27 protein-coding genes and 1 pseudogene are annotated in these 25,615 nt (G+C 66.7%); 11 read left to right on the top strand and 17 right to left on the bottom strand.

The window, feature by feature from the left end; genetic code table 11:
* The 7 genes from C1922_RS07355 to grxD all read right to left on the bottom strand — a co-directional run bounded on the left by C1922_RS07355 (position 1) and on the right by grxD (position 8,559).
* On the bottom strand, positions 1–1,197 hold the full coding sequence (locus tag C1922_RS07355) for a PilW family protein (RefSeq protein ID WP_234413476.1): 1,197 nt from the start codon (positions 1,195–1,197) through the stop codon (positions 1–3).
* On the bottom strand, positions 1,194–1,670 hold the full coding sequence (gene pilV / locus C1922_RS07350; RefSeq protein ID WP_108749168.1) for a type IV pilus modification protein PilV: 477 nt from the start codon (positions 1,668–1,670) through the stop codon (positions 1,194–1,196). The genes C1922_RS07355 and pilV overlap by 4 nt, the downstream gene beginning before the upstream one ends.
* Positions 1,661–2,179 (bottom strand): Tfp pilus assembly protein FimT/FimU, encoded by a 519-nt coding sequence (locus tag C1922_RS07345; protein ID WP_108749167.1) that lies wholly within the window; start codon positions 2,177–2,179, stop codon positions 1,661–1,663. Before C1922_RS07345 ends, pilV begins: the two co-directional genes overlap by 10 nt.
* Positions 2,180–2,385: 206 nt before the next feature.
* Positions 2,386–3,774, bottom strand: coding sequence for a nucleotide 5'-monophosphate nucleosidase PpnN (gene ppnN, locus C1922_RS07340; protein WP_108749166.1), 1,389 nt, complete (start codon positions 3,772–3,774; stop codon positions 2,386–2,388).
* Between the two features lie 252 nt (positions 3,775–4,026).
* Entirely contained in the window at positions 4,027–7,221 is a 3,195-nt protein-coding gene (locus C1922_RS07335; RefSeq protein ID WP_108749165.1) for a carboxypeptidase regulatory-like domain-containing protein, read from the bottom strand.
* Positions 7,222–7,468: 247 nt separating this feature from the next.
* Positions 7,469–8,242: an SDR family NAD(P)-dependent oxidoreductase gene (locus tag C1922_RS07330; protein WP_108749164.1), complete on the bottom strand. Its 774-nt coding sequence runs from the start codon at positions 8,240–8,242 to the stop codon at positions 7,469–7,471.
* Positions 8,239–8,559 (bottom strand): Grx4 family monothiol glutaredoxin, encoded by a 321-nt coding sequence (gene grxD, locus C1922_RS07325; RefSeq protein WP_108749163.1) that lies wholly within the window; start codon positions 8,557–8,559, stop codon positions 8,239–8,241. Before grxD ends, C1922_RS07330 begins: the two co-directional genes overlap by 4 nt.
* Before the next feature lie 119 nt (positions 8,560–8,678).
* On the opposite strand from grxD, the gene C1922_RS07320 reads away from it, so the two are divergent.
* The gene (locus C1922_RS07320) at positions 8,679–9,257 is read left to right on the top strand and encodes a superoxide dismutase (RefSeq protein ID WP_108751515.1); all 579 of its coding nucleotides are present in this window, start codon (positions 8,679–8,681) and stop codon (positions 9,255–9,257) included.
* A 31-nt stretch (positions 9,258–9,288) separates the two neighbouring features.
* Here C1922_RS07320 and C1922_RS07315 read toward each other — a convergent pair whose 3' ends face one another.
* The 3 genes from C1922_RS07315 to purE all read right to left on the bottom strand — a co-directional run bounded on the left by C1922_RS07315 (position 9,289) and on the right by purE (position 11,376).
* Positions 9,289–9,630, bottom strand: a complete 342-nt coding sequence (locus C1922_RS07315; RefSeq protein WP_108749162.1) for a carboxymuconolactone decarboxylase family protein — start codon at positions 9,628–9,630, stop codon at positions 9,289–9,291.
* A 97-nt stretch (positions 9,631–9,727) separates the two neighbouring features.
* Positions 9,728–10,876: a 5-(carboxyamino)imidazole ribonucleotide synthase gene (locus C1922_RS07310; RefSeq protein ID WP_108749161.1), complete on the bottom strand. Its 1,149-nt coding sequence runs from the start codon at positions 10,874–10,876 to the stop codon at positions 9,728–9,730.
* Complete coding sequence (gene purE / locus C1922_RS07305) at positions 10,873–11,376, bottom strand: 5-(carboxyamino)imidazole ribonucleotide mutase (RefSeq protein ID WP_079221357.1); 504 nt, start codon at positions 11,374–11,376, stop codon at positions 10,873–10,875. Before purE ends, C1922_RS07310 begins: the two co-directional genes overlap by 4 nt.
* 58 nt (positions 11,377–11,434) lie before the next feature.
* Between purE and C1922_RS07300 the strand changes: the two genes are divergently transcribed.
* The 4 genes from C1922_RS07300 (at position 11,435) to C1922_RS07285 (ending at position 14,188) form a co-directional block, all read left to right on the top strand.
* Positions 11,435–11,704, top strand: a complete 270-nt coding sequence (locus tag C1922_RS07300) for a Trm112 family protein (protein ID WP_108746345.1) — start codon at positions 11,435–11,437, stop codon at positions 11,702–11,704.
* Positions 11,701–12,552 carry a carboxylating nicotinate-nucleotide diphosphorylase gene (gene nadC, locus C1922_RS07295; protein ID WP_108749160.1) on the top strand — a complete coding sequence of 284 codons (852 nt, stop codon included), beginning with the start codon at positions 11,701–11,703 and terminating at the stop codon, positions 12,550–12,552. The genes C1922_RS07300 and nadC overlap by 4 nt, the downstream gene beginning before the upstream one ends.
* A gap of 276 nt (positions 12,553–12,828) precedes the next feature.
* Positions 12,829–13,773 carry a DUF2272 domain-containing protein gene (locus C1922_RS07290; RefSeq protein WP_108749159.1) on the top strand — a complete coding sequence of 315 codons (945 nt, stop codon included), beginning with the start codon at positions 12,829–12,831 and terminating at the stop codon, positions 13,771–13,773.
* Between the two features lie 64 nt (positions 13,774–13,837).
* Positions 13,838–14,188: a DUF3301 domain-containing protein gene (locus tag C1922_RS07285; protein ID WP_108749158.1), complete on the top strand. Its 351-nt coding sequence runs from the start codon at positions 13,838–13,840 to the stop codon at positions 14,186–14,188.
* A gap of 77 nt (positions 14,189–14,265) precedes the next feature.
* On the opposite strand, the gene C1922_RS07280 is transcribed toward C1922_RS07285, so the two are convergent.
* The 7 genes from C1922_RS07280 to C1922_RS07250 form a co-directional block, all read right to left on the bottom strand.
* Positions 14,266–14,715: a ClpXP protease specificity-enhancing factor gene (locus C1922_RS07280; RefSeq protein ID WP_108749157.1), complete on the bottom strand. Its 450-nt coding sequence runs from the start codon at positions 14,713–14,715 to the stop codon at positions 14,266–14,268.
* A gap of 84 nt (positions 14,716–14,799) precedes the next feature.
* Positions 14,800–15,435 (bottom strand): glutathione S-transferase N-terminal domain-containing protein, encoded by a 636-nt coding sequence (locus C1922_RS07275; RefSeq protein ID WP_075674863.1) that lies wholly within the window; start codon positions 15,433–15,435, stop codon positions 14,800–14,802.
* 133 nt (positions 15,436–15,568) lie between these two features.
* On the bottom strand, positions 15,569–16,318 hold the full coding sequence (locus C1922_RS07270) for a cytochrome c1 (protein ID WP_108749156.1): 750 nt from the start codon (positions 16,316–16,318) through the stop codon (positions 15,569–15,571).
* Entirely contained in the window at positions 16,311–17,570 is a 1,260-nt protein-coding gene (locus tag C1922_RS07265) for a cytochrome bc complex cytochrome b subunit (protein ID WP_108749155.1), read from the bottom strand. Before C1922_RS07265 ends, C1922_RS07270 begins: the two co-directional genes overlap by 8 nt.
* The gene (gene petA / locus C1922_RS07260; protein WP_108749154.1) at positions 17,570–18,190 is read right to left on the bottom strand and encodes a ubiquinol-cytochrome c reductase iron-sulfur subunit; all 621 of its coding nucleotides are present in this window, start codon (positions 18,188–18,190) and stop codon (positions 17,570–17,572) included. The genes C1922_RS07265 and petA overlap by 1 nt, the downstream gene beginning before the upstream one ends.
* Positions 18,191–18,407: 217 nt before the next feature.
* Positions 18,408–19,319 (bottom strand): lytic transglycosylase domain-containing protein, encoded by a 912-nt coding sequence (locus tag C1922_RS07255; RefSeq protein WP_108749153.1) that lies wholly within the window; start codon positions 19,317–19,319, stop codon positions 18,408–18,410.
* A gap of 46 nt (positions 19,320–19,365) precedes the next feature.
* Positions 19,366–20,334 (bottom strand): WYL domain-containing protein, encoded by a 969-nt coding sequence (locus C1922_RS07250; RefSeq protein WP_108749152.1) that lies wholly within the window; start codon positions 20,332–20,334, stop codon positions 19,366–19,368.
* Between the two features lie 83 nt (positions 20,335–20,417).
* Between C1922_RS07250 and C1922_RS07245 the strand changes: the two are divergent.
* From C1922_RS07245 to C1922_RS07220, 6 genes and pseudogenes are all read left to right on the top strand, one after another.
* Positions 20,418–21,037: pseudogene (locus C1922_RS07245) on the top strand (glutathione S-transferase family protein).
* A gap of 126 nt (positions 21,038–21,163) precedes the next feature.
* Positions 21,164–22,582 (top strand): tRNA (N6-isopentenyl adenosine(37)-C2)-methylthiotransferase MiaB, encoded by a 1,419-nt coding sequence (gene miaB, locus C1922_RS07240; protein ID WP_108749151.1) that lies wholly within the window; start codon positions 21,164–21,166, stop codon positions 22,580–22,582.
* A 269-nt stretch (positions 22,583–22,851) separates the two neighbouring features.
* A complete protein-coding gene (locus C1922_RS07235) occupies positions 22,852–23,838 on the top strand; it encodes a PhoH family protein (RefSeq protein WP_108749150.1) in 987 nt (328 codons plus the stop codon).
* A complete protein-coding gene (gene ybeY / locus C1922_RS07230) occupies positions 23,835–24,320 on the top strand; it encodes an rRNA maturation RNase YbeY (RefSeq protein ID WP_108749149.1) in 486 nt (161 codons plus the stop codon). Before C1922_RS07235 ends, ybeY begins: the two co-directional genes overlap by 4 nt.
* A gap of 47 nt (positions 24,321–24,367) precedes the next feature.
* The gene (locus tag C1922_RS07225; protein ID WP_108749148.1) at positions 24,368–24,979 is read left to right on the top strand and encodes a hypothetical protein; all 612 of its coding nucleotides are present in this window, start codon (positions 24,368–24,370) and stop codon (positions 24,977–24,979) included.
* A 72-nt stretch (positions 24,980–25,051) separates the two neighbouring features.
* Entirely contained in the window at positions 25,052–25,597 is a 546-nt protein-coding gene (locus C1922_RS07220) for a hypothetical protein (RefSeq protein WP_108751514.1), read from the top strand.
* The last annotated feature ends 18 nt before the right edge of the window (positions 25,598–25,615 follow it).

Genomic DNA, 25,615 nt, shown 5'->3' with positions numbered 1-25,615 from the left:
TCAATTGCCGTAAAGGCGGTTTCGCAGCGCCACGCTGGTCTGGTAGACCGCACGCATGCGCCCATCAGTCGGGGGGGTATAGGTCACGCCCATGCCGATCAGCGCGGCAGCGCCGTCGGACTGGCGTGCAGACGCGGGATCCGGACTGGACATCAGCAGGCCGATCTGCACGGCGCCGACCCGTCGCCAGGCCAGCTGGACATCAGCCGGCAACGATTCCTGCACCGTCTTGGCGGTACCCTGCCGGTCGATGTAGCCCGAAGGAGCCGGGGTATCCAGATTGCGATCCTGACCGTACAACAGCTGCAGGTTGTCCACGCCCTCCACCAGCGGTTCGGGCGCACCGGCGGCCAGGTCGCCGCCCGGGGTTGCACTGAAGCGGACCCGGTACAGCGAGCGCTGCTTGATGTCGGCGTCGTAGCCGACGTAGTACACGGCACTCTCGGCCCGGTACAGATTGGCCTGGCCCACCGTATACCCCTCCACGAAGGTACGCGAGCCGTTGAGCTTGACGGTGTTGAAGGTGACACTGGCGGTGGTGGCACTCACCGCGCTGGCCTGGAACACCGTGGCCGAAGAGCAGTCAGCGACGCCGTACAGCCCGGGATTGGCCACGCCACTGCGCAGCACCGACAGGCGCGAGGCGTCGAAATTGAACACCGGCTTGCTGGCATCGCCGCCGATGGAGGTGACCGGCACGCCATCGGGCATCAGGTAGCGCAGCGCGATGATGTCGCTGCCGTTGACGCGGTTGGTCAGCGCCTTGGCGATGGCGTCAGGCAGAGCGGGGGTATAGCTCGTGCCACCGGTATCCGGGGTGGCCTTGATGGTCAGCGTCTTGCCTGGCTCGGTATCGGTAGCCTCGTAGCCCTGGATCGACCGGTTGAAATCCAGCACCGGGTTGGTGGCGCCATCGAGTGTGGAGCGCAGCGAAACGCGCGTCGCCGAGGTCTGCGCCTGATCGTTGACGCAGCCGAAATGCCCGGCCATGCGGATCTCGCGCTGCAGGGTATCCATGGCGAAGCGGCTGTTCTCCTGCACCCGCGCCAGGCCTTCGGAAAGCCGGTAGGCTTCGCGCGAGGCGGCAAACACCTGCACCACGGCGAGCATGATGATCAGGCCGATCACCATCGAGATCATCAGTTCGATCAGCGACAGGCCGCGGGCGGAACTCCGGAGGCGACGGACGTTTTTCACAGTCGGGTACTCGCGCTGAAGGTGGTATCTGCGGCGTCGGCCTTCCAGCGTTCATCACCCCAGGTGACCTGCACGGTATACAGGGTGCCGTTGCGGGTGACCTTGGCCTTGGCTCCCTCGCCCATTGCCTTGCCGAGGCGGCAACGCCAGTCGGTCATGAAGGCCGCCTTGTCGATGGCGCTGCCGGTGGGGGGCGAACACTTGGTGGTCGTCGCCGTGTAGTCGCCGAGATAGAAGGCGGCAGCAGCGCGGTTGGCGCGGATCTGGTCCAGCAGTTCGTAGCTCAGGTTGGTCGCCTGGGTGCGGAAGTTCGCGCTCTGCACGTAGCGAACGTTCATCGTCTGCAACAGGGCGAAGCCCAGCAGGCCGAAGCCCAGCACGAGGATGGCGATCATCACTTCGATCAGGGTGAAACCCTGCTGGGCGCGGGGGGCCAGGGACAGCCGACGGGGAGGACGAGGCTTCACTTGCATGCTTCCTTCTGCAGCCGGACCTGGCCGGTGAGCGAGACGATCATCCGCCGCTGCAACGGCTGCCCGCCGCAGTCGGCTGGGCGCAGGGTGATGTTGGTGACAGCGGCAGCCCGGCTGCGGCCGCGCGCGTCGAACGCGATGCTGAGCGACTCATCGGCGACGCCCTTCATCTGCGAACGCGCTTCGGCGTAGCGCAGCACGGGCTCATCCTTGTCGTAACTGCCATTGCCGTTGCTGTCGTTCCAGACCATCCAGCCGTCGGCCCAGCTGGCGCCATCGCAGGCGGTGCCCGCCTTGGACGCGCAGACGGCGCCACCACGGGTGCCACGTATCGCCTCGGACCGGGCCAGCGAAAGCGCCCCCATCAACTCGTTGGCCGTGGTGGCCATGCGGTTGGAACGGATGGTGCCCTGGAAGCTGGGATAGGCAATGGCGGTCATGATCGCCAGCACGGCCACCGTGATCATCAGCTCGAGCAGTGTGAAGCCCTTGGACCGGCGCAGTGACATGGAACGCTCCCCAGCGTGTTGGTGGCCACGATGGCGCAGCCGCCGGCCGCCGGCAAGCGGCGGCAGGATGAACGGTCAGTTCCGGGCGATGGGCGTCAAAGGGTTGACACGCCAGCGCGCTGGACGGGGGGCGGAGCCCCTTCGGGGATCCGGCCCTGGACCCTCGCAAGGGGTCGGATCCCCGCAGGGGCTCCGACCCCGTCCGGTCAGGCCAGCACCTGGTAGCAGGGCTGGTATTCGCCGGAGATCTTCATCCGGCGCTGGTCGACGAACGCGCGCAGCAGTGCGTCCAGGGCCTGCATCATGTCGGCGTCGCCATGGATCTGGAACGGACCGAATTCCTCGATGCGGCGCATGCCGTCCTCCTTCACGTTGCCGGCCACGATGCCCGAGAACGCCCGGCGCAGGTCGGCCGCCAGCGCGTGCGGGGCACGGCCGTGGTGCAGGTCCAGCGCGGCCATCGCCTCGTGGGTCGGCACGAACGGCTGCTGGTACTCCCACGGAATCTCGATGGACCAGTTGAAGAAGAACGAATCCTTCTGCGCCAGGCGGTACTCGCGCACCTGCTTGATGCCGCTGGCCATCTTCTTGGCCACGGCCACCGGGTCGCCGATGATGATCTCGTAACGGTCTGCGGCCGCATCGCCCAGGGTCAGGCGGATGAAGCGGTCGATCTGCTCGAAGTACGGCGCGGCCACGGTCGGGCCGGTCAGGATCAGCGGGAACGGCAGGTCCTTGTTTTCCTCGCGCAGCAGGATGCCCAGCAGGTACAGGATCTCTTCGGCGGTACCGACGCCACCGGCGAACACGATGATGCCGTGGCCGATGCGGACGAAGGCCTCCAGGCGCTTCTCGATGTCCGGCATGATGACCAGGTGGTTGACGATCGGGTTCGGCGACTCGGCCGCGATGATGCCCGGTTCGGTCAGGCCGATGTAACGGGTGACCGTCCTGCGCTGCTTGGCGTGGGCAATGGTGGCGCCCTTCATCGGGCCCTTCATGGCGCCCGGGCCGCAGCCGGTGCAGATGTCCAGGCCGCGCAGGCCCAGCTCGTAACCGACCTGCTTGGTGTACAGGTACTCGTCGCGGCCGATCGAATGGCCGCCCCAGCAGACCACCAGGTTCGGGTCGCCCGGATTGAGGATGCGCGCGTTGCGCAGCAGGCCGAACACCGCGTTGGTGATGCCTTCGGACGATTCCAGCTCGGCCGCGTAGGCCGGGCCCATCTCGATGGCCATGTAGGCCAGGTCACGCACCACCGCGAACAACAGCTCGGCCACGCCGCGGATGATCTCGCCGTCGACGAAGGCCATCGCCGGGGCGTTGACCAGGTCGATGCGCACGCCGCGATCCTGCTGCGCCACCTGGATGTCGAAATCGGGGTAGAGATCACGCGCGGCGCGCGGATCGTCCGAGGCACTGCCACTGGTCAGCACGGCCAGTGCGCAGCGGCGCAACAGTTCGTGCATGCCGCCACCGGAGGCATCGCGCAGGCGCGCCACTTCGGCGCGCGACAACACATCCAGCCCACCACGCGGGTAGATCCGCGCATCCTGCACCGGCAGCGCACGGGCTGCCTTTTCGTTCGTGGTCATATCCAACTTTTCGCTTCCTTCAAGGTTTCCGACTGTACTGCCGCCCCCTTAAAAAGCAAAACGGCCGGGAAACCCGACCGTTGGATGCGTGCTGACCGCGTTCGCCGTTGCTGGGACCGCCGTTGCGGCGAAGGCGCCGCGCACGTGTCTGGATGCTACGCCGAAGCCAAACGCCCCGCAAGCACTTTCGCCTGAACGGAAAACGGCCGGGTTTCCCCGGCCGTTTCCGTGTGCAGCAACTACGTCAGTTCATCAGAACTGGTAGCGGAAGCCCAGCTGCAGCGACCACTGCGAGACACCGACGTCGAAGCCGTCTGCGTCTGCGTTGGCCACGGTCGGGGTGTCCGCGCCGCGGTAGTTGTACACGTACTTGCCCTGATACATGCCCTGCAGGGTGGCCACACGGCTGTCGGCGAAGAAGCCGTAGTCGTAGATGTTGCCCCACTTCTTGTTCAGCATGTTGCCGATGTTCTGCACGTCCAGCCAGATCTCGGACTTGTGGCCCTTCATGAAGCCCGGCAGCTGCTGGCTGATGCGCAGGTCGAAGGTGTTGATCCAGCCGGTACGGAACTGGTTGGCACCCGGCGTGCTGCCGGCGTACTTGGCCAGATCCGGGTTGGCGGCAAGCCATGCGAAGAAGTTCTTTTCCATGGCAGCGTCGGCAGTGAACTGGCCATTGGCTGCCAGCGTACCGAACAGCACGTCGCCCGGGCCCTTCGGCACGTAGAACAGGTCGTTGGCGCTGCGGCCGTCGCCGTTGGCATCGTTGACGAAGACGTAGCTGTACGGACGACCGCTACGGCCTTCGTACACCAGGCCGACCTTGGTTTCGTAATCGCCGAAGAACTTGTGCTTCCAGTTCAGCGAACCCGACAGGCGGTCACGGATCTGGTAGCGCGAGGTGTTCTCCACTTCGGTGTTGGCGTCGAAGGCGTACTGGTAGTTCCAACCCGAGCTGGCGGTGGAGCTGGTCAGTGAGCCGACTTCGGTCGCATCAGTGTAGGTGTAGCCGATGTTCCAGGACCAGTCACTGGTATCCGACCACGGCTTGCTCAGCGACGCGGTGAACTGCGAAGTGCGACCCTTGTCGGTGTTGGTGATCAGGTAGACGTTGTTGTAGTTGGCACGGTTGCGGCCAAAACGGGCGTCGCCCGAGGTCCATGCGCCGTTCTTGCTGGCGCTGTAGAACATGTCACGACCATCCGGACCCTGGTACTGCACCGGACCCAGGTTCAGGTTCTGGTAGTACAGGCCGTCCTTGACCTTGGTGACCAGCAGTTCGGCCGAAGCCACGATGCCGTACCACGGGGTTTCGTGGTCGAAGGCCAGGTTGGCCTTGTAGGTCGACGGCATGCGGAAGTCATTGCCGACGAAGTTGACGTTCTGCACGGCCGAACCTGCGCCTGCCGGAACCGGCTGGCTGTCCTTGTCCGGGCTGAAGACCAGGGTCGGATCGTAAACGGTGCGGTTGTAGACGCTGGTGTTGAAACCGGTCGCCGAGTAGCTGTTGCTCAGCCACACCTGCGGGGAATCACCCTGGAACAGGCCCACGCCGCCGCGCAGCTGGGTCGGGCGCTCGGTGTCGAAGGTGTAGTTGAAACCGAAGCGCGGCTGGACCAGGAACTTGTTGTTCAGGACCTTGCTGTTGTTGTAACCGAAGAAGCTCGAGGCCGGTGCGTTGTAGGCCGGTGCCGGGCTGGTGTCCGGACGGTCAGCGCGCAGACCCAGGGTCAGGGTCAGGTTGCTGTTGACGTACCAGGTATCCTGCACGAACAGGGCGAGGTTGCTGTACTTGTAGTCAGCGGCGATCGAACCGGCGCTGCGCTCCGGGGCGTAGTCGTAGGTGCTCCAGATACCGTTGGCGAAGTTGTTCAGGCCATAGAAGGTATAGGTGCCCCACGAGTTGGCGCCGTAGTAGTTGTAGATGTCGTTGGTGTCGTAGGAGGCACCGAACTTGACGTCGTGGTCACCCAGGGTCAGGGTGCCGGCGGCGTAGTAGTTCCACGCCTTGGTCTCGAGGATGTTGTCCTGCGAGTTGACTTCGGTACCCAGGTACAGCGAGTCACCCGACGGCGCAGCCTGAGTGCCGCCGAAGTAGATGCGGATGCTGGGCGCGTTGGTGTTGACGGCACGGATGGCCGAGTACTCGCGGTACGAAGCCTTCAGTTCGGTCGAGAAGTTGTCGGTCCAGTCGCTGAAGACCTGGGCAACGTAGCTTTCGTTGGTCTTGTTGTGCTGGTACCAGTACGAGTTCAGCGAAGCCGAGCTGGTGGTCATGCCGTTGATGCGCAGCTTGCTCTGGTCGATCTTGCTGTAGCGCACGCTGGCACGGTGGTTGTCGCTGATGTTCCAGTCCAGCTTCAGCGCGTACTCTTCCATGTTCGTGTCGCCATTGCTTTCCAGGCCACCGGCGTCGATGCCGTAGCCCTGGGCAATTTCCTGCGCACGGGTCACGTCAGCCAGGGTGAACTGGCCATTGGCCTTGCCCAGCGGCGTGGTCGACAGGTCAGCACCCGGTGCGGCCTGTTCGAACTTTTCGTAGTTGGCGAAGAAGAACAGCTTGTCCTTGACGATCGGGCCGCCCAGGGTCATGCCGTAGGTCTTTTCCTTGGTGAAACCGTTGAAGGGCTGGCCTTCCGGGTTGTCACCGAACCAGTCGCCGTCACGGTAGGTGCCGTAGACCGAACCGTGGAACTCATTGGTACCGGACTTGGTGACCGCGTTGACGGTGGCACCGGCAGCGGCAGCGATGCTGACGTCGTAGTTGGACAGGTTGATGTCCAGCGCTTCGATGGCTTCCATGGCGACCGGCTGGCGACGGGTCGGCATGTTGTTGCCTTCCAGACCGAAGGTGTCGCTGGCCGACACGCCGTCGATGTTGACCGAGTTGTAGCGCGGGTTCTGGCCACCGGCCGAGATCGAGCCCGAGGCGCGATCGATGAAGGTGACGCGCGGGTCAAGGCGCATCAGATCCTGGATGTTGCCGCCGATGGACGGCGCAACTTCGATCTGCTGCTGGCTGAGGTTGGTGCCCGAGCCCATCTTGGTGGCGCTGAACACTTCCGAGCCGCCGCCGACAGCGGTGACCTGCACGGTGTCCAGGTTGGTCGCGCCGGCCAGGTCACCGGCCAGGGTGGCGTTGATGGTGCCGGTCTGGTTCACGCCCAGGTAGACGCCATCTTCGGTCTTGGTGCCTTCACCCGGCTTGGTGATGGTGATGGTGTACGGACCGCCCACGCGCAGGCCGCGCGCGTTGTAGCGACCGGCCGCGTCGGTGGTCGCACGCGAGACGGTGCCCGACTCACTGTGAGTGATGGTGACTTCAGCGCCGGCAACGGGCTGGCCGCTGCGGGATACGACCTGGCCGCCGACACCGGCAGAGGTGCTCTGGGCGAAGGCGGGGGCGGCGGCGAGTGCAGCCACGAGACCAAGGGTAAGCTTGGACATCCGGAGTGGGTGGGTCATTTTTCGGTAGCCTCGATGCGAGTTGGCGATGGCGGAAAAAAAGCGCATCCAAACAGCCTTGCGGGCGGCTGCTCGGAGATTTATCTGGGGTTCCCTACCGTGAACGGCAGCTGCCGCAACGGTTAACACTAGATTAACACGCTATCCCATCAATATGACGGTTGTGCGACAAACGGCACCGGATCGCAACGCTATCGTGACGGAATCTTCATTCCGGGCTATCGAGCACTTAACAGGACACGGTGTCCGCGCGGGCGTCAAGTACCCGGCCCCGCCACGGGTGGCCGGCGGCGGACAGCAGCGCGACCGCGGCCTCGGCCGCCGTTTCCGGGCCCACTGCGGTCGCGTCCTGGTCGATCGAGTAGGCGCGGGCGCGCAGCGCCGTGCGCAACGGGCCGGGGTACAGCCCCGCCACCCGCACCGGGCCCTTGGCCAGTTCATCGTGCAGGCTGGCGATCAGGCCGCGCAGCCCATGCTGGGCCACGCCATAGCCGCCCCAATAGGCCTGCCCCACACGCTCGGGCGCGTCCACGGCGAACACCAGGGCGGCATCCTCGCGCTGGCGCAGCAGGGGCAGGCAGGCCTGGGCCAGCCAGGCCGGTGCGGTGAGGGTGACATGCACGGCACGGGCGAAACTGGCCGGGTCGGCCAGTTCAAACGGGGTCAGGCCGGGAAAGTGCGCGGCGCAGACCAGCACCCCGTCCAGGCGGCCCAGCTCGCGGCCGATGGCCTGGGCCAGGTCGGCGTAGTCGTCGGGGCTGGCACCTTCCAGATCCAGCGGATACAGCAGTGGCTCGGGGCCAACGGCCTGCACCTGGGCGTAGACCCGGTCCAGGCGGCGCGGCTTGCGCCCAAGCAGCACGACCGTTGCACCGGCCCGGGCGACAGCGACTGCAGCGGCACTGCCCAGCCCTCCGCCGGCGCCGGCCAGCAGCACCACGCGGTCCCGCAGGGGACGGCCATCGAGCGCCGTAACGGTCGACGTCGACGGCCAGGCACTCATCCCTGGGTGGCCTCTTCGACGATGCGCTTGAGCTCGCCGGCCTCGAACAGTTCCATGATGATGTCGCAGCCCCCGATCAGCTCGCCGTTGATGAACAACTGCGGGAAGGTGGGCAGGTTGGAAAAGCGCGGCAGGTTGGCGCGGATCTCCGGCTCTTCCAGCACGTTGACGGTGCGCAGCGACACCGCGCCGGCGGCCATCAACGCCTGCACGGCGCGGCTGGAGAAGCCGCACATCGGGTATTGCGGGGTGCCTTTCATGAACAGCACGAGCGGGTAACGATCCACCTCGGCCTGGATTTGCTGCATTACCGCCACACCTCACTCCTTGCTTCGCCGGACAAACCGACCGCGGTGGTCGGCTAGACTGCCCACGATAGCCACCATTGTATGCCGATGGTACCGGCTGCCACCGCTCCCTGGCCACGAACCTGTCCATGTCTGTCGAACTGCCTGCCCTGCCCTACCTTCCCGGCTCCCTGCAGCCGCACCTGTCGGCCACCACCGTGGAACTGCACCACGGCCGCCACCATCGCGCCTACGTGGACGCGGTGAACACCGCCATTGCCGGCACCGAATGGGAAGAGGCCACGCTGGAAGACATCGTGCGCCAGACCCAGGGCGCGCTGTTCGATGCCGCCGCCCAGGCCTGGAACCATGGTTTCTACTGGCAATGCCTGCGCCCGCGCGGCGGCGGCGAACCGCAGGGGCGCCTGGGCGAACTGGTGAAGCGCCAGTTCGGCGATGCGCAGCGCCTGCGCGAGGAATTCAACCGCGCAGCGCTGGGCCTGTTCGGCTCGGGCTGGGCCTGGCTGGTGCAGCACCCTGGCGGGCAACTGGGCATCCAGGTCACCCGCAATGCCGGCACGCCCGTGACCGGCGACAGCACCCCACTGCTGTGCTGCGACCTGTGGGAGCACGCCTATTACACCGACTACCAGCACGAGCGCGCGCGCTATCTGGACGGGTTCTGGCAGCTGGTGAACTGGGAATTCGCCGAAAGCCAGCTGCGCTGAGGCGGAACGCCGGGCACGGCCCGGCGACGCCTCACGCGTTCTCGTGTGCGGCCACCGCATCCATGACCCGCGCCGAATACACCAGCGCGGCGCCGGCATTGAGCGACACCGCCACACCCAGCGCCTCGGCAATCTCTTCGCGGCTGGCGCCCTGCTTCAGCGCCGCATCCACGTGCACGGTGATGCAGCCGTCGCAGCGAGTGGTGACCGCCACTGCCAGCGCGATCAGTTCGCGGGTCCTGGCATCCAGGTGGTTGGTCTGCGCGCCGGCATTGGCCAGCGTTGCGTAGCCCTTCAAGGTGTCGGGCGAGAGCTTGCCGATCTCGCCGATGCGGCCCTTCAGTTCCTTGCGGTAAGCGTTCCAGTCGAGCATGGCGGTGACTCCGGGGAAAGGAACCCCACGCTACCACCGCAGGGGCTGCGCCGATGCGTACACCGGCGCGCCACAATGTTGCAGCGTTGCGCCCGCCTCAGCGGTTGCGCAGCGCGTGTACCGCGGGGGCGACCTGCGCCTGGCGGTCCAGTTCCAGCCCGACCTGTTCCAGGGCATCGGCCAGGGCATCGGCCTGGTCGTCGCGCAGCGTGGCATGGCCCACCTTGCGGCCATCGCGCGGCTGCTTGCCATAGTCGTGCCAATGGCCACTGGCCTGGCCCAGCACCGGTGCCGGATCGGGCATGGCGCCCAGCCAGTTCAGCATGCAGGCATGGCCGAGCATGCGGGTACTGCCCAGCGGCAGGCCAAGCACGGCGCGCAGGTGGTTCTCGAACTGCGAGGTCTCGCTGCCTTCGATGGTCCAGTGCCCGGAATTGTGCACGCGCGGCGCCATCTCGTTGGCCAGCAGCTCGCCATCGCGGCAGAACAGCTCCAGCGCGAACACGCCCACATACTGCAGGTGTTCGGCCACGCGGCGCGCGTAACCAATGGCAGCTTCGTGCTCGGCCTCGGACAGCATGGCCGGGGCCACGCTGGCCGACAGCACGCCATCGACATGCCAGTTGCCGGTGACCGGCCAGGCCTGGAAGCTGCCATCGCGGCCACGCACGGCCACCACGCTCACCTCGCGCTGGAAGGCAACGAAGCCTTCCAGGATCAGCCCGGTGCGCTCGACCTGCGCGCCCAGCGCGTCCCATGCGGCGTCGATGTCGGCCGCGCTGCGCAGGCGGAACTGACCCTTGCCGTCGTAGCCCAGGCGGCGGGTCTTGAGGATGCACGGCAGACCAAACTCGGCAGCCTTCGCGGCCAGCTCGTCACGGCTGCGGATATCGGCAAAGGCCGGCAGCGGAATGCCCAGCTGCTGGAACAAGCTCTTCTCGCTCAGCCGGTCCTGGGCCACCGCCAGTGCGGCCGGCGGCGGATAGACCGGCACGCGGTCGGCAAGGAACTGCGCACTGTCGGCCGGCACGTTCTCGAAATCGAACGTGACCACGTCCACCTTCGCGGCGAACGCGGCCAGCGCCTGGCGGTCGTCGAAGGCGGCCACGGTGAGCGGTGCCAACGGCCCACTGCAGGCGTCGGCCGCCGGATCGAAGAGTTCAAAGCGCAGGCCCAGCGGCGCACCGGCCAGGACCATCATGCGGGCGAGCTGGCCGCCCCCCAGGATACCGACGGTCAGGTTCATTGGCGCGGGTCGTCGTGGGCCATCACGTCTTCGGTCTGGCGGGTGCGGAACGCCTCCAGCGCCTGGCCGATGGCCGGCTGGTCGCTGGCCAGCATGGCCGCGGCGAACAGTGCGGCATTGGACGCCCCCGCATTGCCGATGGCGAAGGTGGCCACCGGAATGCCAGCCGGCATCTGCACGATCGACAGCAGCGAATCCATGCCATTCAAGGCCTTGGACTGCACCGGCACGCCCAGCACCGGCACCGCGGTTTTGGCGGCGATCATGCCCGGCAGGTGGGCGGCACCGCCGGCACCGGCGATGATCGCACGCAGGCCGCGCGGGCCGGCTTCTTCGGCATAGCTGAACAATACGTCCGGCGTGCGGTGGGCCGAAACCACCTTCACTTCGAATGGAACACCCAGGGCTTCAAGCTTCTGGGCCGCGTGCTGCATGGTTTCCCAGTCGGAGCGGGAACCCATGACGATGCCGACGAGCGGCGCGATCGGGTTGGGGGTCATTGGCCGTCACCTACCTTAAAGACGTATTCTAGCCGTCTTCCACGCAAGACGAAGAACCATGGATCGCAAGCTGCTTGACCTGCTGGTGTCGCCCGATACCCGCCAGCCCCTGTCCCTGCTGGATGGCAAGGGTCTGGAAGCCCTCAACAAGGCCATTTCCGCCGGTTCGGTGAACAAGGCCGACGGCAACCCGCTGGCCCAGCCGCTGCGCGAAGCGCTGGTCACCCGTGACCGCAAACAGGTGTTCCGGGTGGACGACGGCATTCCGGTGCTGCTGGCCGAAGAGGCCATCCCGACCGCGCAGATCGCCGACTTCCCCGCCGCATGAGTACCCTGCCGACGCCGGATGCGGCCCAGGTCGCGGCCGATGTCGCCCGCGCGTTGGCCGAAGACGTGGGCAGCGGTGATGTCACCGCCGCCCTGCTGCCGGACCGGCCGGACAGCGCCTACCTGCTGTGCAAGCAGGATGCGGTGATCTGCGGCCGCCCTTGGTTCGATGCCACCCATCGCGCGCTCGATCCGCAGGTGCGGATTGACTGGCAGGTGGACGAAGGGGCGGTGGTCAAGGCCGGCACCGTGCTGGCCCTGCTGCAGGGCCGCAGCCGTAGCCTGGTCAGTGCCGAGCGCACTTCACTGAACTTCCTGCAGACCCTCTCCGGCACCGCCACCACCACCGCCCGCTACGTGGCTGCCGTGGCCGGCACCGGCACGCGCATCCTCGATACCCGCAAGACCCTGCCCGGCCTGCGCCTGGCGCAGAAGTACGCGGTGCGCTGCGGTGGCGGCGACAACCACCGTTTTGGCCTGTACGACACGGTGATGCTGAAGGAGAACCACATCCGCGCCGCCGGCTCGCTGCCGGCCGCGGTGGCTGCCGCACGCCAACAGTGGCCGCAGTTGCCGCTGGTGGTGGAGGTGGAAGACCTGGACCAGCTGCAACAGGCGCTGGACGCCGGCTGCGAGCGCATCCTGCTGGATGATTTCAGCGCCGACCTGCGACGCGACGCGGTGCGCATCACCGCCGGCCGCATTCCGCTGGAAGTGTCTGGCAGCGTGGGCTTCGACGGCCTGCGCGCCATTGCGGAGGACGGCGTCGACTGCATTTCCATCGGCGGCCTGACCAAGCATGTGCAGGCGATCGATCTGTCACTGAAGCTGGGCCCGCCGCCGGGTTGAGGCCTGGCATGGGGTCAGATCCCTTTCCCATGGGAAAGGGATCTGACCCCGTACTTCCTGTGGCAGGCCATCGATGCCGCCATTGCCGCCAACGCCGCCGTGGGGCTGATGGAGCCGACTGCGGGTCGCTCGCTGCGCTCGCTTTGTGTCGACCAAGGTCGACACCCACCAACAGCCTTGCTGGTCACCCTGCCGTGGCTGCTGCTGGCGGCGCCCTCACACCTTGCGTTCACGACGGCACTGCGACGCTGCGGCCATTCCCCACAGGAGCCGCGCATGCGCCGGATGCTGTTGCCTGCCTGCCTGCTGCTGGCCGCCGCGCCGCTGTCGGCCGCCGCCGCCGAAGCGTGCGACGTGCCACCCCGCTATGGCCTGAGCCCACTGGCGATCTCCATCCGCAACGCGGCCTGCAACGAACACCGGCTGTGGTACCGCGCCTTCATCGACCGCGAAGGCCGTGCGGCCAGCCTCACCGTCACCGAGGCTGAGAGCGGCCATCTGGCTGACAACGGCCTGGTGGCCTGGCGGCGCGTGGCCGCCTACTGGCGTGACAGCGGCACGTTGAATGCGATGGGCAGCATGGACGGCGCCAGCAGTTGCCTGGCGCCCCTGGGTGTGCGCTACACCGACAGCGACTGCCGCGCCTTCCTGGTCGACAACCCGTGGTCGGCCGCTTTCATTTCCTGGGTGATGGTGCGAGCCGGGGTGCCCGGCTTCACCACCTCGCCGCGCCACATCGACTACATCCGCGCCGCTTACCAGGCCGGCCCAGCCGGCAGCCCGTACCGGCTGCTGGACCCGACCACGGCCAAGCCCGCCCCCGGCGACATGCTGTGCTACCTGCGCGACCGCAGCAGCACCCTGAGCTACAGCGGGCTGGTGCAGGCACTGGGCAACGGCTCGGTGGGCCATTGGAAATCGCATTGCGAAGTCGTGGTGGCCGCCAACCTGGGCGGCGACCAGACCCTGTACCTGGTGGGCGGCAACGTGATGAACACCGTGGCCATGCGCCTGCTGCAACTGGATCGCAGCGGGCGCATCCAGCTGCCGCCGGCACGCTCGCGTGACGCCACCGGCATCGATACCAGCTGCACACCGGGGCGCGAAGACGAGTGCAGCTTCAATCGGCAGGACTGGGCGGCGCTGCTGCAACTGAATGTTGCGGCGCCTGCCACGCCCACTTACCCCAGCGCCCCCGCTGCAGCACCTGTTGATCGTTGAAGATCCTTGATCCCGGCCCGCTTCGCCGCCATCTTGACTGCATCGACTCCAGACATTCCATGCCATGCCCACCCTGCTGTTGTTGCTGATCGTTGGCGGTATCGTCTACTTCTTCTGGAATGCCGCACGTTCGGCCGCCGAGCGCGCGGTGGAACTGGGCCGCAATGCCTGCCGTGCTGCCGACGTGCAGTGGCTGGACCAGGCGGTGCACGCCACCGGGCTGCGCCTGTCGCGCGGCGAGGATGGCCGGCTCGGGTTCGAGCGCACCTTCAAGTTCGAGTATTCCTACGATGGCATCGATCGCCATGTCGGGCGCATGGTGCTGCGCGGCGGCCAGCTCGTTTCGTTCACCGGGCCGGGCGCGGCGCGGATCAGCAGGATCCGCGCGGATGTGGATGAGGCCGAAGATATCTAGGCATTGCGCCGGGCTGTGCTGACCAACGGTCGGCACCTACCAGGGCCGTTGTGCCGACCCACGGTCGGCACCTGCATTTACTTGACCACGCGCAGGGTCGGCCGGCCCTTCGGCGGCGGATTGGACGGCGGCGTGTCGTCTGGCGGGGTGTCGTCCTCGTGCAGCGGCTCGTCACTGGCGGTTGCTTCGGCACCGGGAATATCGTCCGGCAGTGCCATGCCCTGCCCGGTTTCGCGCGCGTACACGGCCAGTACCGCGCCGATCGGCACCTGCACCGGGTAGCTGGTGCCGGAGAAGCGCGCCGAGAAGCTCACCATCTCGTTGTCGATCATCAGCCGCACCACCGCACGTTCGGCGATGTTGAGCACCACGCGCCCGTCCTTCACGGCCGAAGGCGGCACCTGCACGCCGGGCACGCCGGCGTCGACCAGGATGTGCGGGGTCAGCTGGTTGTCGTTGATCCATTCCACCAGGGCCCGCAGCAGGTACGGGCGGTGGCTGGTCATGTGGAAGAAGTCGTCGGTCATGCGTGAAGTGTACGCGCACGACGCCCCTGTCGGGGCGCATCACGGCACGCCGGTGGGCGTGCAGACGGGAACTTCGGCAATCGCCTACACCGGAAGGTCGCGCAGCTTCTTTTCCTGATCGGTCAGGCTGCGCACGAACCCGGGGTGGCGGAAGATGCGGTTGCCATAGTCTTCGATGGCCTTGCCATCCTTGGGCAGCGGAACGTCCAGCGACTGCAGGCGCCAGATGATGGGCGCCATCGCGCAGTCGGCCAGGCTCATTTCGGGGTTCAGGAAGAACTTGCTGGCCTTGAACAGCGGCAGCGATGCGGTCAGCAGTTCCTTCAGCCTTTTGCGGCCGGCTTCGGCCTGGGTCTTGTTGCCCAGCTGGATGGCCTGCACCTGCGGCACCCAGTCGTGCTCAATGCGCAGCATGGCCAGGCGGATGCGGGCACGCGACAGCGGATCGACCGGCATCAGCGGCGGATGCGGGTAGCGCTCATCCAGGTATTCACTGACCACCGAGGCGGCGTACAGCACCAGCTCACGCTCCACCAGAGTGGGCACCGAGTGGTAGGGATTCAGATCGATCAGGTCTTCCGGCGGGTTCTGCGGATCGACCGGCACGAAATCATAGGTCACGCCCTTAGCCGCCAGGACCAGGCGCACCCGATGGCACAGGACATCGTCGTTCGAGGAAAACAGCGTCAGTGTATTGCGCATGCGTACGCTCGCCGCCATCAAAGGCTCTCCCACGACAGGAGACCGCCTGCCGTACCGGCGCCACCAGCCCCTTGCCGGTGGTCGACTCCTGCCCGAGTGTGCAACCGGGCATCACAAAAGCCAATAGGCCTGACGCAATGCCCCGCCCGGCTCAATGCACGTCCTTCCAGTATTCCTTCTTCAACAGATACAGCAGGAAGGTCAGCAGGGCCAGGAACAGGATCACCCACACGCCCAGCTGCTGGCGCTTCAGTGCGGCCGGTTCGCCGGCGTATTCCAGGAAGTTGGTGATGTCGCGCACGGCCTGATCGTACTGCCCGGCATCCACGCTGCCGGGGCTGTCGATGCGCAGGCCGGTGACCGGCGGGTCCATGCCCGGCGCTTCGGCCTTGCCATGCACCGCGTGCTGCAGCCCCTGCATTTCCCAGAGCGGGTTGGGCATGGAGGCATTGGGGAACAGGGTGTTGTTCCAGCCCAGCGGACGGCTGCTGTCCAGGTAGAAGGACTTCAGGTAGGTGTAGATCCAGTCGCTGCCACGCACGCGGGCGATCAGGCTGAGATCGGGCGGCATCTTGCCGAACCATTTCTCGGCCTGTTCCTTGGGCATGGACACCGGCACCGGATCGCCGATGGCCGAACCGGTGAAGTTGAGGTTGTTCATCACCTCCTCCTCACTCAGGCCCAGGTCCTGGCCCATGCGCGAATAGCGCAGGTACTTCAGCGCGTGGCAACCGGAACAGTAGTTCATGTACAACTGCGCGCCGCGCTGCAGCGACGCGCGGTCACCCAGATCATTGCCGGCCTGCAGCAGCTTGGCGCCACCTTCGGCGGCGTGGGCCAGGCTGCTGCCCAGCACCAGGGCGGCCATCAGGGCCAACCGGACCATCCAGCGCTCAGTCATGCGTGGTCACCCTTTCCGGTACCGGCTTGGTCTTGTCCAGCCTTGTCCATAGCGGCATGGTGATGAAGAACGCGAAGTACAGGAAGGTCAGCACCCGCCCGACGTAGGTTTCATGCGCGTCGGTGCCGGGGCCGGAGCCGATCACCCCCAGCCACACGAAGCACACGGCAAACACCCCCAGCAGCACCTTCGACAGCAGGCCGCGGTAGCGGTAGGACTTGACCCGTGCGCGGTCCAGCCACGGCACCAGGAACAGGATCGCGATGGCCGAGAACATCACCAGCACGCCGCCCAGCTTGTTGGGCACCACGCGCAACATGGCGTAGTACGGGGTGTAGTACCAGACCGGCTTGATGTGTTCGGGCGTGACCAACCGGTTGGCTTCGGTGAAGTTGTCGTGTTCCAGGAACAGCCCACCGAAGGCCGGGGCGAAGAAGATGATGAAGGCGGCGATGACCAGCAGGAACCCTACGCCGACGCCATCCTTCAGCGTGTAGTACGGGTGGAACGGAATGCCATCGGCCGGCGCGCTCGGCGACCAGCGGTTGCCCTTGGGCCCCTTCTTGATCTCCACGCCGTCGGGGTTGTTCGACCCCACTTCGTGCAGCGCGCCCAGGTGCAGCACCACCAGCAGCAGCAGCACCAGCGGCAGGGCGATCACGTGCAGGGCGAAGAAGCGGTTCAGCGTGGCATCGCTGGGCAGGTAATCGCCCATGATCCATTCGGTCAGGCCGTTGCCAATGACTGGGATGGCACCGAACAGCGAGATGATGACCTTGGCACCCCAGAACGACATCTGGCCCCAGGGCAGCACGTAGCCCATGAAGGCTTCGGCCATCAGCACCAGGTAGATCAGCATGCCCAGGATCCACACCAGTTCGCGCGGCTTCTGGTAACTGCCGTACAGCAGGCCGCGGAACATGTGCAGGTAGACCACGATGAAGAACAGCGAGGCCCCGGTGGAATGCATGTAGCGGATCAGCCAGCCCCATTCGACATCACGCATGATGTATTCGATGGAGGCGAACGCTTCGGCGGCGTTCGTCTTGTAGTGCATGGTCAGGAAGATGCCGGTGACGATCTGGTTGACCAGGATCAGCAGCGCCAGCGAGCCGAAGTAGTACCAGATGTTGAAGTTCTTCGGCGCGTAGTATTCGCTGACATGCTTGCGGTAGACCGGCATCAGGCCGGGCGCGCGCGCGTTGACCCAGTCGGCCACGCCACTGGCGGTACGGCTGAGGATGTTGCTCATCAGGCAGCCCCCTGCGGATCGACACCGATGATGACGGTGTTGTCGTCCTGGTAGTGGTGCGGTGGCACCAGCAGGTTGATCGGCGCCGGCACGTCCTTGAACACGCGGCCGGACATGTCGAAGCGCGACTTGTGGCAGGGGCAGAAATAGCCGCCCTTCCACTGCGGATCGTAGGGTTCAGGGCGGATCTCGGCGACCATTTCCGGCGAACAGCCCAGGTGCGTGCACAGCCCGACCAGCACCGAGATTTCCGGTTTGATCGACCGCAGCTCGGGGTTCTGCTTCAGCACGTACTCGGGCTGCTGGTCCTTCTCGCCCGATTCGGGATCCTTCAGGCGGCCATCGAGCCCATGCAGCGCATCCAGGATGGCCTTGGAGCGCTTGACGATCCAGATCGGCTGGCCGCGCCACTCCACGATCAGGCGTTGGCCTTCCTGCAGCGCGCTGATGTCGGCCACCACCGGTGCGCCGGCAAGCTTGGCACGGGCACTGGGGTTCCAGGACTTGATGAAAGGAACAGCGGTGAAGCCTACGCCGACGGCACCCACCACGGCAGTGGTGGCAGTAAGAAAACGCCGACGTCCGGTGTTGACTGGATCGTATACCCCATCGTTGGCCATCCGGCACTCCGATATTGATTAGGTAGCTTTAAGGCTGCCAGCGGATCCGGTGGGGGCCAGAGCCGCATTGAATCGTGGTCGAGTGTAGCGGAACCGTCGCGCGCCACACAACGCGGTGCAACAAAATTTTGAACGTGTGCCGACTAACAGTCGGCACCTACCAGTCGGCACCTACCAGTCGGCGCCTGCCCAAGGCGTGCCGACCAGCGGTCGGCACCTACTGCTTTGTCAATGCGGTGCGGTAGCGGTCGGCCAGCTGGCCGACCCGGCGCACGTAGTACTGGGTTTCACTGTACGGGGGCACGCCGCCATGGCGGTCGACCGCGCCCTCGCCGGCGTTGTAGCCAGCGGCGGCCAGGGTCAGGTCGCCGTTGAAGCGCTTCAGCAGCCACGCCAGGTACTGCACGCCGCCGCGGATGTTCTGGCTGGCATCGTAGGAATCGGCGACACCGAAGCGTGCCGCGGTGGGCGGCATCAGCTGCATCAGCCCCTGCGCGCCGGCGCGGCTGAGCGCGGTGGGGTTGTAGGCCGATTCGGCATGGATGATCGCGCGCACGATGGCTTCTTCCACGCCGAACTCGCGCGCGGCCGACGCGATCTCGGTCTGGAACGAGGTGGTGTTGAGCCGCACGCTGCCGAAATCGACGCGCGGATTGACCCCGCAGGCATAGCAGCGTTCGATGAAGCTGTAGCGGATGGTCCGCACCGGCCCCAGGTTGGCCACCTGCGCCGGCCGCGCACTGGTGTAATGGCGAACCCCGTCCTTCATGTACGAATAGACCTGGCCACTGACCGTGCGGCCCGCGCGCGGGGTGGCCGCAGGTGCCGTGGTGGAGGCGACTGCCGGGCTGGCGGCACTGGCGGCCACGGCGACCGGATTGCGCTCGGCGCTGGCCACGGCCACCGGGGCGGCGGCAGGTGTGGGCGTGGGTGCTGGCGCCACCGGGCGTGTTGGACGACTGGGCTGGCGGGTGTAGCTGATGGTGGTGCAGCGCGCACCGGCCACCCGCTTGCTGACATAGCTGGTGACCCCGTCAGCGCCTTCGCACTTGTACAGGGTGCCGGCGCTGGCCGGCGCAGCGGTCAGCGCAGCGATGATTATCGCCGTTGTCCCCAGTCTCCCCTTCATGGGCGCGAGTGTCCCAGCTTCGCCGGGCCTTGCCAAGCGCCACGGCTCAGTCCGTGACCGCCGGCACAGCCAGCAGCTGGCTCAACCCGCCCAACCGCTCGGCCAGTTCCTGCCGCAGCGTTTCCGGGGTGGTCCACAGCGCCAGCGGCAGGCGGTCCAGGCTGAGGATCTGCGCCAGCATCATGCCGCGGCTCTCGGCCCCCATGCGCAGCAGGCAGTGCTGCGGCCCATCTGCCTCCAGCACCCCGCACCAGGGCGGAATGCGACTTTCCAGCTCGGCCTGGCTGCCGGCCAGGCGCAAGGTGGCCTGCAGGGCAAACGGCGCCTGGCTGACGGCCTGGCGCACCATCACGTCCGGCGGCGCGGGTGTGCGCCGATGCAGGCCGGGTTCGGCCAGCGCCTGCACCGCCCCCATCCGGTCCACGCGCAGGGTGCGCCAGTCCTGCCTGCCGAGGTCCCAGGCCAGCAGGTACCAGCGCCGGCCGTAGTTCACCAGGTGCTGGGCCTCGACCTGGCGCTGGGTGACCACGTCCTGTGCGCTGCGGTACTCGAAGGCCAGCCGCGAGGCCTGCCGGCAATGCTGGGCCAGCCGCCCCAGCAGCCGCGCATCGGTGGCCGGCAGCTCGTTCAGCGTGGCCGTGGCGGCGTGTACTTCACCGGCCTGCTGGCGGCGCCGGGTCGGCACCAGCGGGTCGAGCTTGGACAGCAGGCCGCGCGCGGTGTCGTCAATGCCGGACACCGTGGCCGAGGCCGCACGCAGGGCAATGGCCAGGGTGGTCGCTTCTTCCTCATCCAGCAGCATCGGCAGCACCGGGGCGCCTGACCCCAGCCGGTAGCCGCCGCCGACCCCGGCCGAGGCCTGCACCGGGTAGCCCAGTTCGCGCAGCCGCTCGATGTCGCGGCGGATGCTGCGCCGGTCCACGCCCATGCGCTCGGCCAGCTCGGCACCCGACCAGTGTCGGCGGGCCTGCAGCAGGGCGATCAGACGCAGCAGTCGGTGGGCGGTGTGGCGCATGAAGGATCAAGGACAGAAGTCGTCCGCGATTGTGCCCCAGCATGGCCCCACGGTTCACCCCTCTCACTGCAAGGAGCACCACCATGTCCTCACGCCTGATCACCCTCTACCACGCCGCCCGGTCGCGCTCGAGCGGTGCGGTGGCCCTGCTGGAAGCGCTGGGGGCGGACTACCGCCTGCACGTGCTGGACCTGAAGGCCGGCGCCAACCTGGCCCCGGCCTACCTGGCCATCAACCCGATGGGCAAGGTGCCGGCCATCGTCCATGACGGCGCGCTGGTGACCGAACAGATGGCCATCTATCTGTACCTGGCCGACCTGTACCCCGAAGCCGGCCTGGCGCCGCCGATCGGCGATGCCCTGCGTGCCCCTACCTGCGCTGGATGGCCTTCTACGGGGCCTGCTTCGAACCGGCGATGATCGATCGGGCGATGCACCGCGACCCGCCGCCGCATGCGTTCTCGCCCTACAACGACGCCGATACCGTGCTGCAGGTGATCGAGGCCCAGCTGGCGCAGGGGCCGTACCTGCTGGGTGACACCATGAGCGCCGCCGACGTGCTGTGGGGCAACGCCCTGCAGTGGACCACTGCGTTCGGCCTGGTGAAGCCGGCGCCGGCCACCGCCGCGTTCATCGCGCGCATGGCCGAACTGACCGCGTTTGATCGCTCGCGGCAGATTGACGCGGAGCTGGTGGCGGCTTGAGGCGTGCCGGCAGATCCACGCCTTGCGTGGATGAATTCCGCCGGGCATGGCCCGGCGCTACCGGCGGGCGGTGCGGGATACGGGTAGAATTGCCGCCTTTCCCGCCACCCGAATGGATTAAGCGCCATGACCGGGACGCCAGACGTCTTTCCGCCCGCCGCCCCGGGCGGCACCCCGCTCGTTGCCCTGCCCACTGGTCCGCGCAAGCCCGACCAGGTGAAAGGCAAGCTCTACATCAAGACCCACGGTTGCCAGATGAACGAGTACGACTCGGCCAAGATGGCTGACGTGCTTGCCGCCAGCGATGGCCTGGAACTGACCGACCGCCCGGAAGACGCCGACGTCATCCTGGTCAACACCTGCTCCATCCGCGAAAAAGCGCAGGAGAAGGTGTTCAGCCAGCTGGGCGTATGGAAAGGCCTGAAGAACAAGGGCCGCGAGGTCATCATCGGCGTGGGTGGCTGCGTAGCGTCGCAGGAAGGCGAAGCGATCATCAAGCGCGCGCCGTTCGTGGACCTGGTGTTCGGCCCGCAGACCCTGCACCGCCTGCCCGAACTGATCCGCGCCCGCCGCGAACAGCAGCGCCCGCAGGTGGACATCAGCTTCCCCGAGATCGAGAAGTTCGACCGCATGCCCGAGCCGCGCGCCGAAGGTGCGTCTGCGTTCGTATCGATCATGGAAGGCTGTTCCAAGTACTGCTCGTTCTGCGTGGTGCCCTACACCCGCGGCACCGAGGTCAGCCGCCCGTTCGAGGACGTGGTGGTGGAAGTAGCCCAGCTTGCCGCGCAGGGCGTGCGCGAGATCAACCTGCTCGGTCAGAACGTCAACGCCTACCGTGGCCCGTATGGCGATGGTGAGTTCGCCGACCTGGGCCTGCTGATCCGCACCATCGCCGAGATCGATGGCGTCGGCCGCATCCGCTTCACCACCTCGCATCCGCTGGAGTTCAGCGATTCGCTGGTCGATGCGTTCCGCGATGTGCCGCAGCTGGCCAACTTCCTGCACCTGCCGGTGCAGGCCGGCAGCGACCGCGTGCTGTCGGCGATGAAGCGCGGCTACACCGCGCTGGAATTCAAGTCGAAGATCCGCAAGCTGCGCGCGGTGCGCCCGGACATTTCGATCAGCTCGGACTTCATCGTCGGTTTCCCCGGCGAGACCGATGCCGATTTCGAGAAGACCATGAAGCTGATCGAGGACATCGGCTTCGACCACAGCTTTTCTTTCATCTATTCGCGCCGCCCGGGCACGCCGGCGGCCGACCTGGAAGACACGATCAGCGATGCGGAGAAGCACGCGCGCCTGTCGCGCCTGCAGGAACGCATCAATGCGCACGCGGCCAGCATCTCCGAAAAGATGGTCGGCACGGTGCAGACCGTGCTGGTGGAAGGTCCGTCGCGCAAGAACCCGAACGAGTTGACCGGCAAGACCGAGAACATGCGCTCGGTGAACTTCCCGGCGCCGGCGCGCCTGATCGGCCAGTTCGTGGATGTGGTGATCACCGAGGCGCTGACCAATTCGCTGCGTGCGCGGGTGGTGGCGGAGTAAGGGAGGTGTGCCGACCAACGGTTGGCACCCACCGGGGCCCCATCGATGGGGTCAGAGCCCCTCCGGGGATCTGACCCCGTCGTTGCCTGGCACATTTTTCACCAGCGCTTCACAAGCCTTGCGGGGTGGGCACCGCACGCACTTGTCCACAGCTTTCTGCGGCGCCGATCCACACCCGGTGTGGAGAACTGTCGCCCCGCCCGTCTGCGCGCTACCCTTGTCTTCCCTGACCCACCGCGGTGGACGGCGAACCCGCCCCACCCTCTGCAATGAAAAGCATCGAGCATCGAGATTTCACCCTGTCGCCGGAAGACACCGAGCGACTGGCCAACCTGTCCGGCCCCTTCGATGGGCACCTGCGCCAGATCGAGCTGAAGCTCGGCGTGGAGATCGCCAACCGCGGCTTCGTGTTCCGCATCAGCGGCCGCGACGAAGCCACCGCCGAAGCGCAGAAGCTGATTGAAGCGCTGTACGCCGAGACGGCCGAGACCACCTTCGACAACCACGCCATCCATCTGCGCCTGGCCAAGGCCAACCTGGACCAGATTGCCGAGCGCGCGTACGAAGCGCAGGAGGTGGCGATCAAGGTCAAGCGTGGCACCGTGCGTGGCCGCGGCGCCAACCAGGCCCGCTACCTGCACCAGATCACCACCCACGACATCAACTTCGGCATCGGCCCGGCCGGTACCGGCAAGACCTTCCTGGCCGTGGCCAGCGCGGTGGAAGCGCTGAACGAATCGCGCGTGCAGCGGCTGATCCTGGTGCGCCCGGCGGTGGAAGCCGGCGAGAAGCTGGGCTTCCTGCCCGGTGACCTGTCACAGAAGGTCGATCCCTACCTGCGCCCGCTGTACGACGCCCTGTACGAAATGCTGGGCGTGGAAAAAGTGGTGAAGCTGCTGGAAAAGAACGTGATCGAGATCGCTCCGCTGGCCTACATGCGGGGGCGCACGCTGAACGATGCGTTCGTGATCCTGGACGAGGCGCAGAACACCACCATCGAACAGATGAAGATGTTCCTGACCCGCCTGGGCTTTGGTTCCACCGCGGTGGTGACCGGCGACCTGACCCAGACCGACCTGCCCAAGCACGTGAAGTCGGGCCTGCGCGATGCCATCGAGGTGCTGCGTGACGTTGATGGCGTCAGCTTCACCTTCTTCGAAGCGCGCGACGTGGTGCGCCACCCGCTGGTGGCCCGCATCGTCAGTGCCTACGACCGCCGCGACCTGCACCAGATCCAACCCGGAGCCACCCCATGACCAAAGGTCCCGTGCGACTGGATGTCGCCATCAGCTATGCGCTGCCCCGCACCGGCCTGCCGGCCGCCGTCAGTTTCCGCAAATGGGTGGCGGCGGCATTGAAGGGCCGCATCCGCGAAGCCGACCTGGCCATCCGCGTCGTCGATGCCAAGGAAGGGCAGTCGCTGAACCGCCATTACCGTGGCAAGGATTACGCCACCAACGTGCTCAGCTTCCCCGCCGAGCTGCCCGAAGGCCTGCCCAAGGGGGTCAAGTTCCCGCTGCTGGGTGACCTGGTGATCTGCGCACCCGTGGTGGCGCGCGAGGCCGACGAACAGGGCAAGGCCCTGAACGCGCACTACGCGCACCTGACCGTGCACGGCGTGCTGCACCTGCTGGGCTGGGACCACGAGGATGACAAGGAAGCCGAGGCGATGGAACAGCTGGAGCGCGAGATCCTGGCCGAGCTGGGCATCGACGATCCCTACGCCGGCGAGCGCTGAGCCACCGGTCGCGCTACCCTGCAGCCGCAACCTCCCCGGAGACAAGGATGATGATGGACGACATGGGGCCGTTCCTGGCCGGAAGTGCGATCTTTGCCCTGCTGCTGGTGGTGGCCGCCAACGTGCTGCGCCGGGTCAGCGCCCGCCACCCGGATGGACAGCACTGGCTGCTGCGTACGCTGGCCCTGCTGTGCCCGGCCAGCCTGCTGGCTGCGGTGGTGCTGGGCAATGTGGGGCCGCAGCTGCTGGGCGGTCCAGGATCGCCCAGCAGTACGCCCACGCTGTGGGCCACGTCGATGGTGCTGGTCATGATCGGCGCGTTTTCCGCGCCGGTGTGCTGGCGCGTGGTGCTGCAGCATCGCCTGGGGCGGGCCAGCAGCAGCCTGCCGTTCTTCCACGCCACGCGCACCCAGCTGTGCGCGCTGTTCGTGCTTGCCGCGGTCTACGTGACCGCGGTCAAGCGGATCGACCCCGCAGACTTACCGGCCTGGGTGCTGCAACCGGGTGTGCTGCAGATCGCACTGAGCGAGATGATGCAATTTGTCCATCTGGCCATGGTCGCCGTCATGCTGACCCTGCCCCTGATGGCACTGCGCGCGCTGGCGCGGCGTTCGCTGCGGCGTGCGCAGACGCTGCTGGGCCGCGCGCCGCAGGGCTGAGCCCTACGGACATGAAGGGGGTCCGGCCGCTACCATGGCCGGGCATCCTCCATCGCGGACCCTCTGCCTGTGCTGCTGCGTACTGCCCTGCCCCTGCTGCTTGCCTCCCTCGCCGCCACCGCCTCGGCGGCACCGCTGGACCTGCCCGCGCTGATCGAATGCCGCCAGGGCGTGGCCGACCATGCCGCACTGGCGCCGCTGCTGGCCGACCCGTTGAAGGCGGTGGCCAACGGCCTGCAGCCGCTGCCGCAGGCCAACCAGTTCATGACCGAGTTCCGCCTGGCCAACCCGATCACCGTGTTCGGGCAGCAGACCGACCATATCGCGGTGGCCGGGGCCAGCGTGATGGCCGTGCTGGACCAGGCCGACCCGCGCCCGCTGGCCACCCGTCTGGCGCTGGAAACCGGTTATGACAAGGACAGCAAGTTCATGGCCGGACGCGAAGTGGTCAGCCGCGATGTCACCGACCCGAAGACCGGCGAGGCGCAGATCGAATCGATCATCCTGAGCGTGTCCACGGTGGCCAGCCACCCCGGCCGGACCCTGGCCGGCTGCACCTACAGCCTGGACCTGCCGGCCGAGGACGAGGCCCCCGGCGACGCGGCCAACGGTCACTGAAAGGCCCCCACATCCTGC

The sequence above is a fragment of the Stenotrophomonas sp. ZAC14D2_NAIMI4_7 genome (assembly GCF_003086675.1).
Lineage (GTDB): Bacteria > Pseudomonadota > Gammaproteobacteria > Xanthomonadales > Xanthomonadaceae > Stenotrophomonas.
Note: the sequence above shows the minus strand (reverse complement) of the source record. Positions and strands in the feature narration are given on the sequence as shown.

Excerpts from the sequence above, each read along its gene's own strand:
- C1922_RS07270 (WP_108749156.1), bottom strand. The coding sequence starts at position 16,318 with ATGACTGAGCGCTGGATGGTCCGGTTGGCCCTGATGGCCGCCCTGGTG.
- petA (WP_108749154.1), bottom strand. The coding sequence starts at position 18,190 with ATGGCCAACGATGGGGTATACGATCCAGTCAACACCGGACGTCGGCGT.
- miaB (WP_108749151.1), top strand. The coding sequence starts at position 21,164 with ATGACCGGGACGCCAGACGTCTTTCCGCCCGCCGCCCCGGGCGGCACC.
- C1922_RS07320 (WP_108751515.1), top strand. The coding sequence starts at position 8,679 with ATGTCTGTCGAACTGCCTGCCCTGCCCTACCTTCCCGGCTCCCTGCAG.
- C1922_RS07280 (WP_108749157.1), bottom strand. The coding sequence starts at position 14,715 with ATGACCGACGACTTCTTCCACATGACCAGCCACCGCCCGTACCTGCTG.
- C1922_RS07225 (WP_108749148.1), top strand. The coding sequence starts at position 24,368 with ATGATGATGGACGACATGGGGCCGTTCCTGGCCGGAAGTGCGATCTTT.
- purE (WP_079221357.1), bottom strand. The coding sequence starts at position 11,376 with ATGACCCCCAACCCGATCGCGCCGCTCGTCGGCATCGTCATGGGTTCC.
- pilV (WP_108749168.1), bottom strand. The coding sequence starts at position 1,670 with ATGCAAGTGAAGCCTCGTCCTCCCCGTCGGCTGTCCCTGGCCCCCCGC.
- C1922_RS07315 (WP_108749162.1), bottom strand. The coding sequence starts at position 9,630 with ATGCTCGACTGGAACGCTTACCGCAAGGAACTGAAGGGCCGCATCGGC.
- C1922_RS07250 (WP_108749152.1), bottom strand. The coding sequence starts at position 20,334 with ATGCGCCACACCGCCCACCGACTGCTGCGTCTGATCGCCCTGCTGCAG.
- ybeY (WP_108749149.1), top strand. The coding sequence starts at position 23,835 with ATGACCAAAGGTCCCGTGCGACTGGATGTCGCCATCAGCTATGCGCTG.
- C1922_RS07235 (WP_108749150.1), top strand. The coding sequence starts at position 22,852 with ATGAAAAGCATCGAGCATCGAGATTTCACCCTGTCGCCGGAAGACACC.
- C1922_RS07255 (WP_108749153.1), bottom strand. The coding sequence starts at position 19,319 with ATGAAGGGGAGACTGGGGACAACGGCGATAATCATCGCTGCGCTGACC.
- ppnN (WP_108749166.1), bottom strand. The coding sequence starts at position 3,774 with ATGACCACGAACGAAAAGGCAGCCCGTGCGCTGCCGGTGCAGGATGCG.
- C1922_RS07285 (WP_108749158.1), top strand. The coding sequence starts at position 13,838 with ATGCCCACCCTGCTGTTGTTGCTGATCGTTGGCGGTATCGTCTACTTC.
- C1922_RS07265 (WP_108749155.1), bottom strand. The coding sequence starts at position 17,570 with ATGAGCAACATCCTCAGCCGTACCGCCAGTGGCGTGGCCGACTGGGTC.
- C1922_RS07330 (WP_108749164.1), bottom strand. The coding sequence starts at position 8,242 with ATGAGTGCCTGGCCGTCGACGTCGACCGTTACGGCGCTCGATGGCCGT.
- nadC (WP_108749160.1), top strand. The coding sequence starts at position 11,701 with ATGAGTACCCTGCCGACGCCGGATGCGGCCCAGGTCGCGGCCGATGTC.
- C1922_RS07310 (WP_108749161.1), bottom strand. The coding sequence starts at position 10,876 with ATGAACCTGACCGTCGGTATCCTGGGGGGCGGCCAGCTCGCCCGCATG.
- C1922_RS07275 (WP_075674863.1), bottom strand. The coding sequence starts at position 15,435 with ATGGCGGCGAGCGTACGCATGCGCAATACACTGACGCTGTTTTCCTCG.
- C1922_RS07345 (WP_108749167.1), bottom strand. The coding sequence starts at position 2,179 with ATGTCACTGCGCCGGTCCAAGGGCTTCACACTGCTCGAGCTGATGATC.
- C1922_RS07335 (WP_108749165.1), bottom strand. The coding sequence starts at position 7,221 with ATGTCCAAGCTTACCCTTGGTCTCGTGGCTGCACTCGCCGCCGCCCCC.
- C1922_RS07300 (WP_108746345.1), top strand. The coding sequence starts at position 11,435 with ATGGATCGCAAGCTGCTTGACCTGCTGGTGTCGCCCGATACCCGCCAG.
- C1922_RS07290 (WP_108749159.1), top strand. The coding sequence starts at position 12,829 with ATGCGCCGGATGCTGTTGCCTGCCTGCCTGCTGCTGGCCGCCGCGCCG.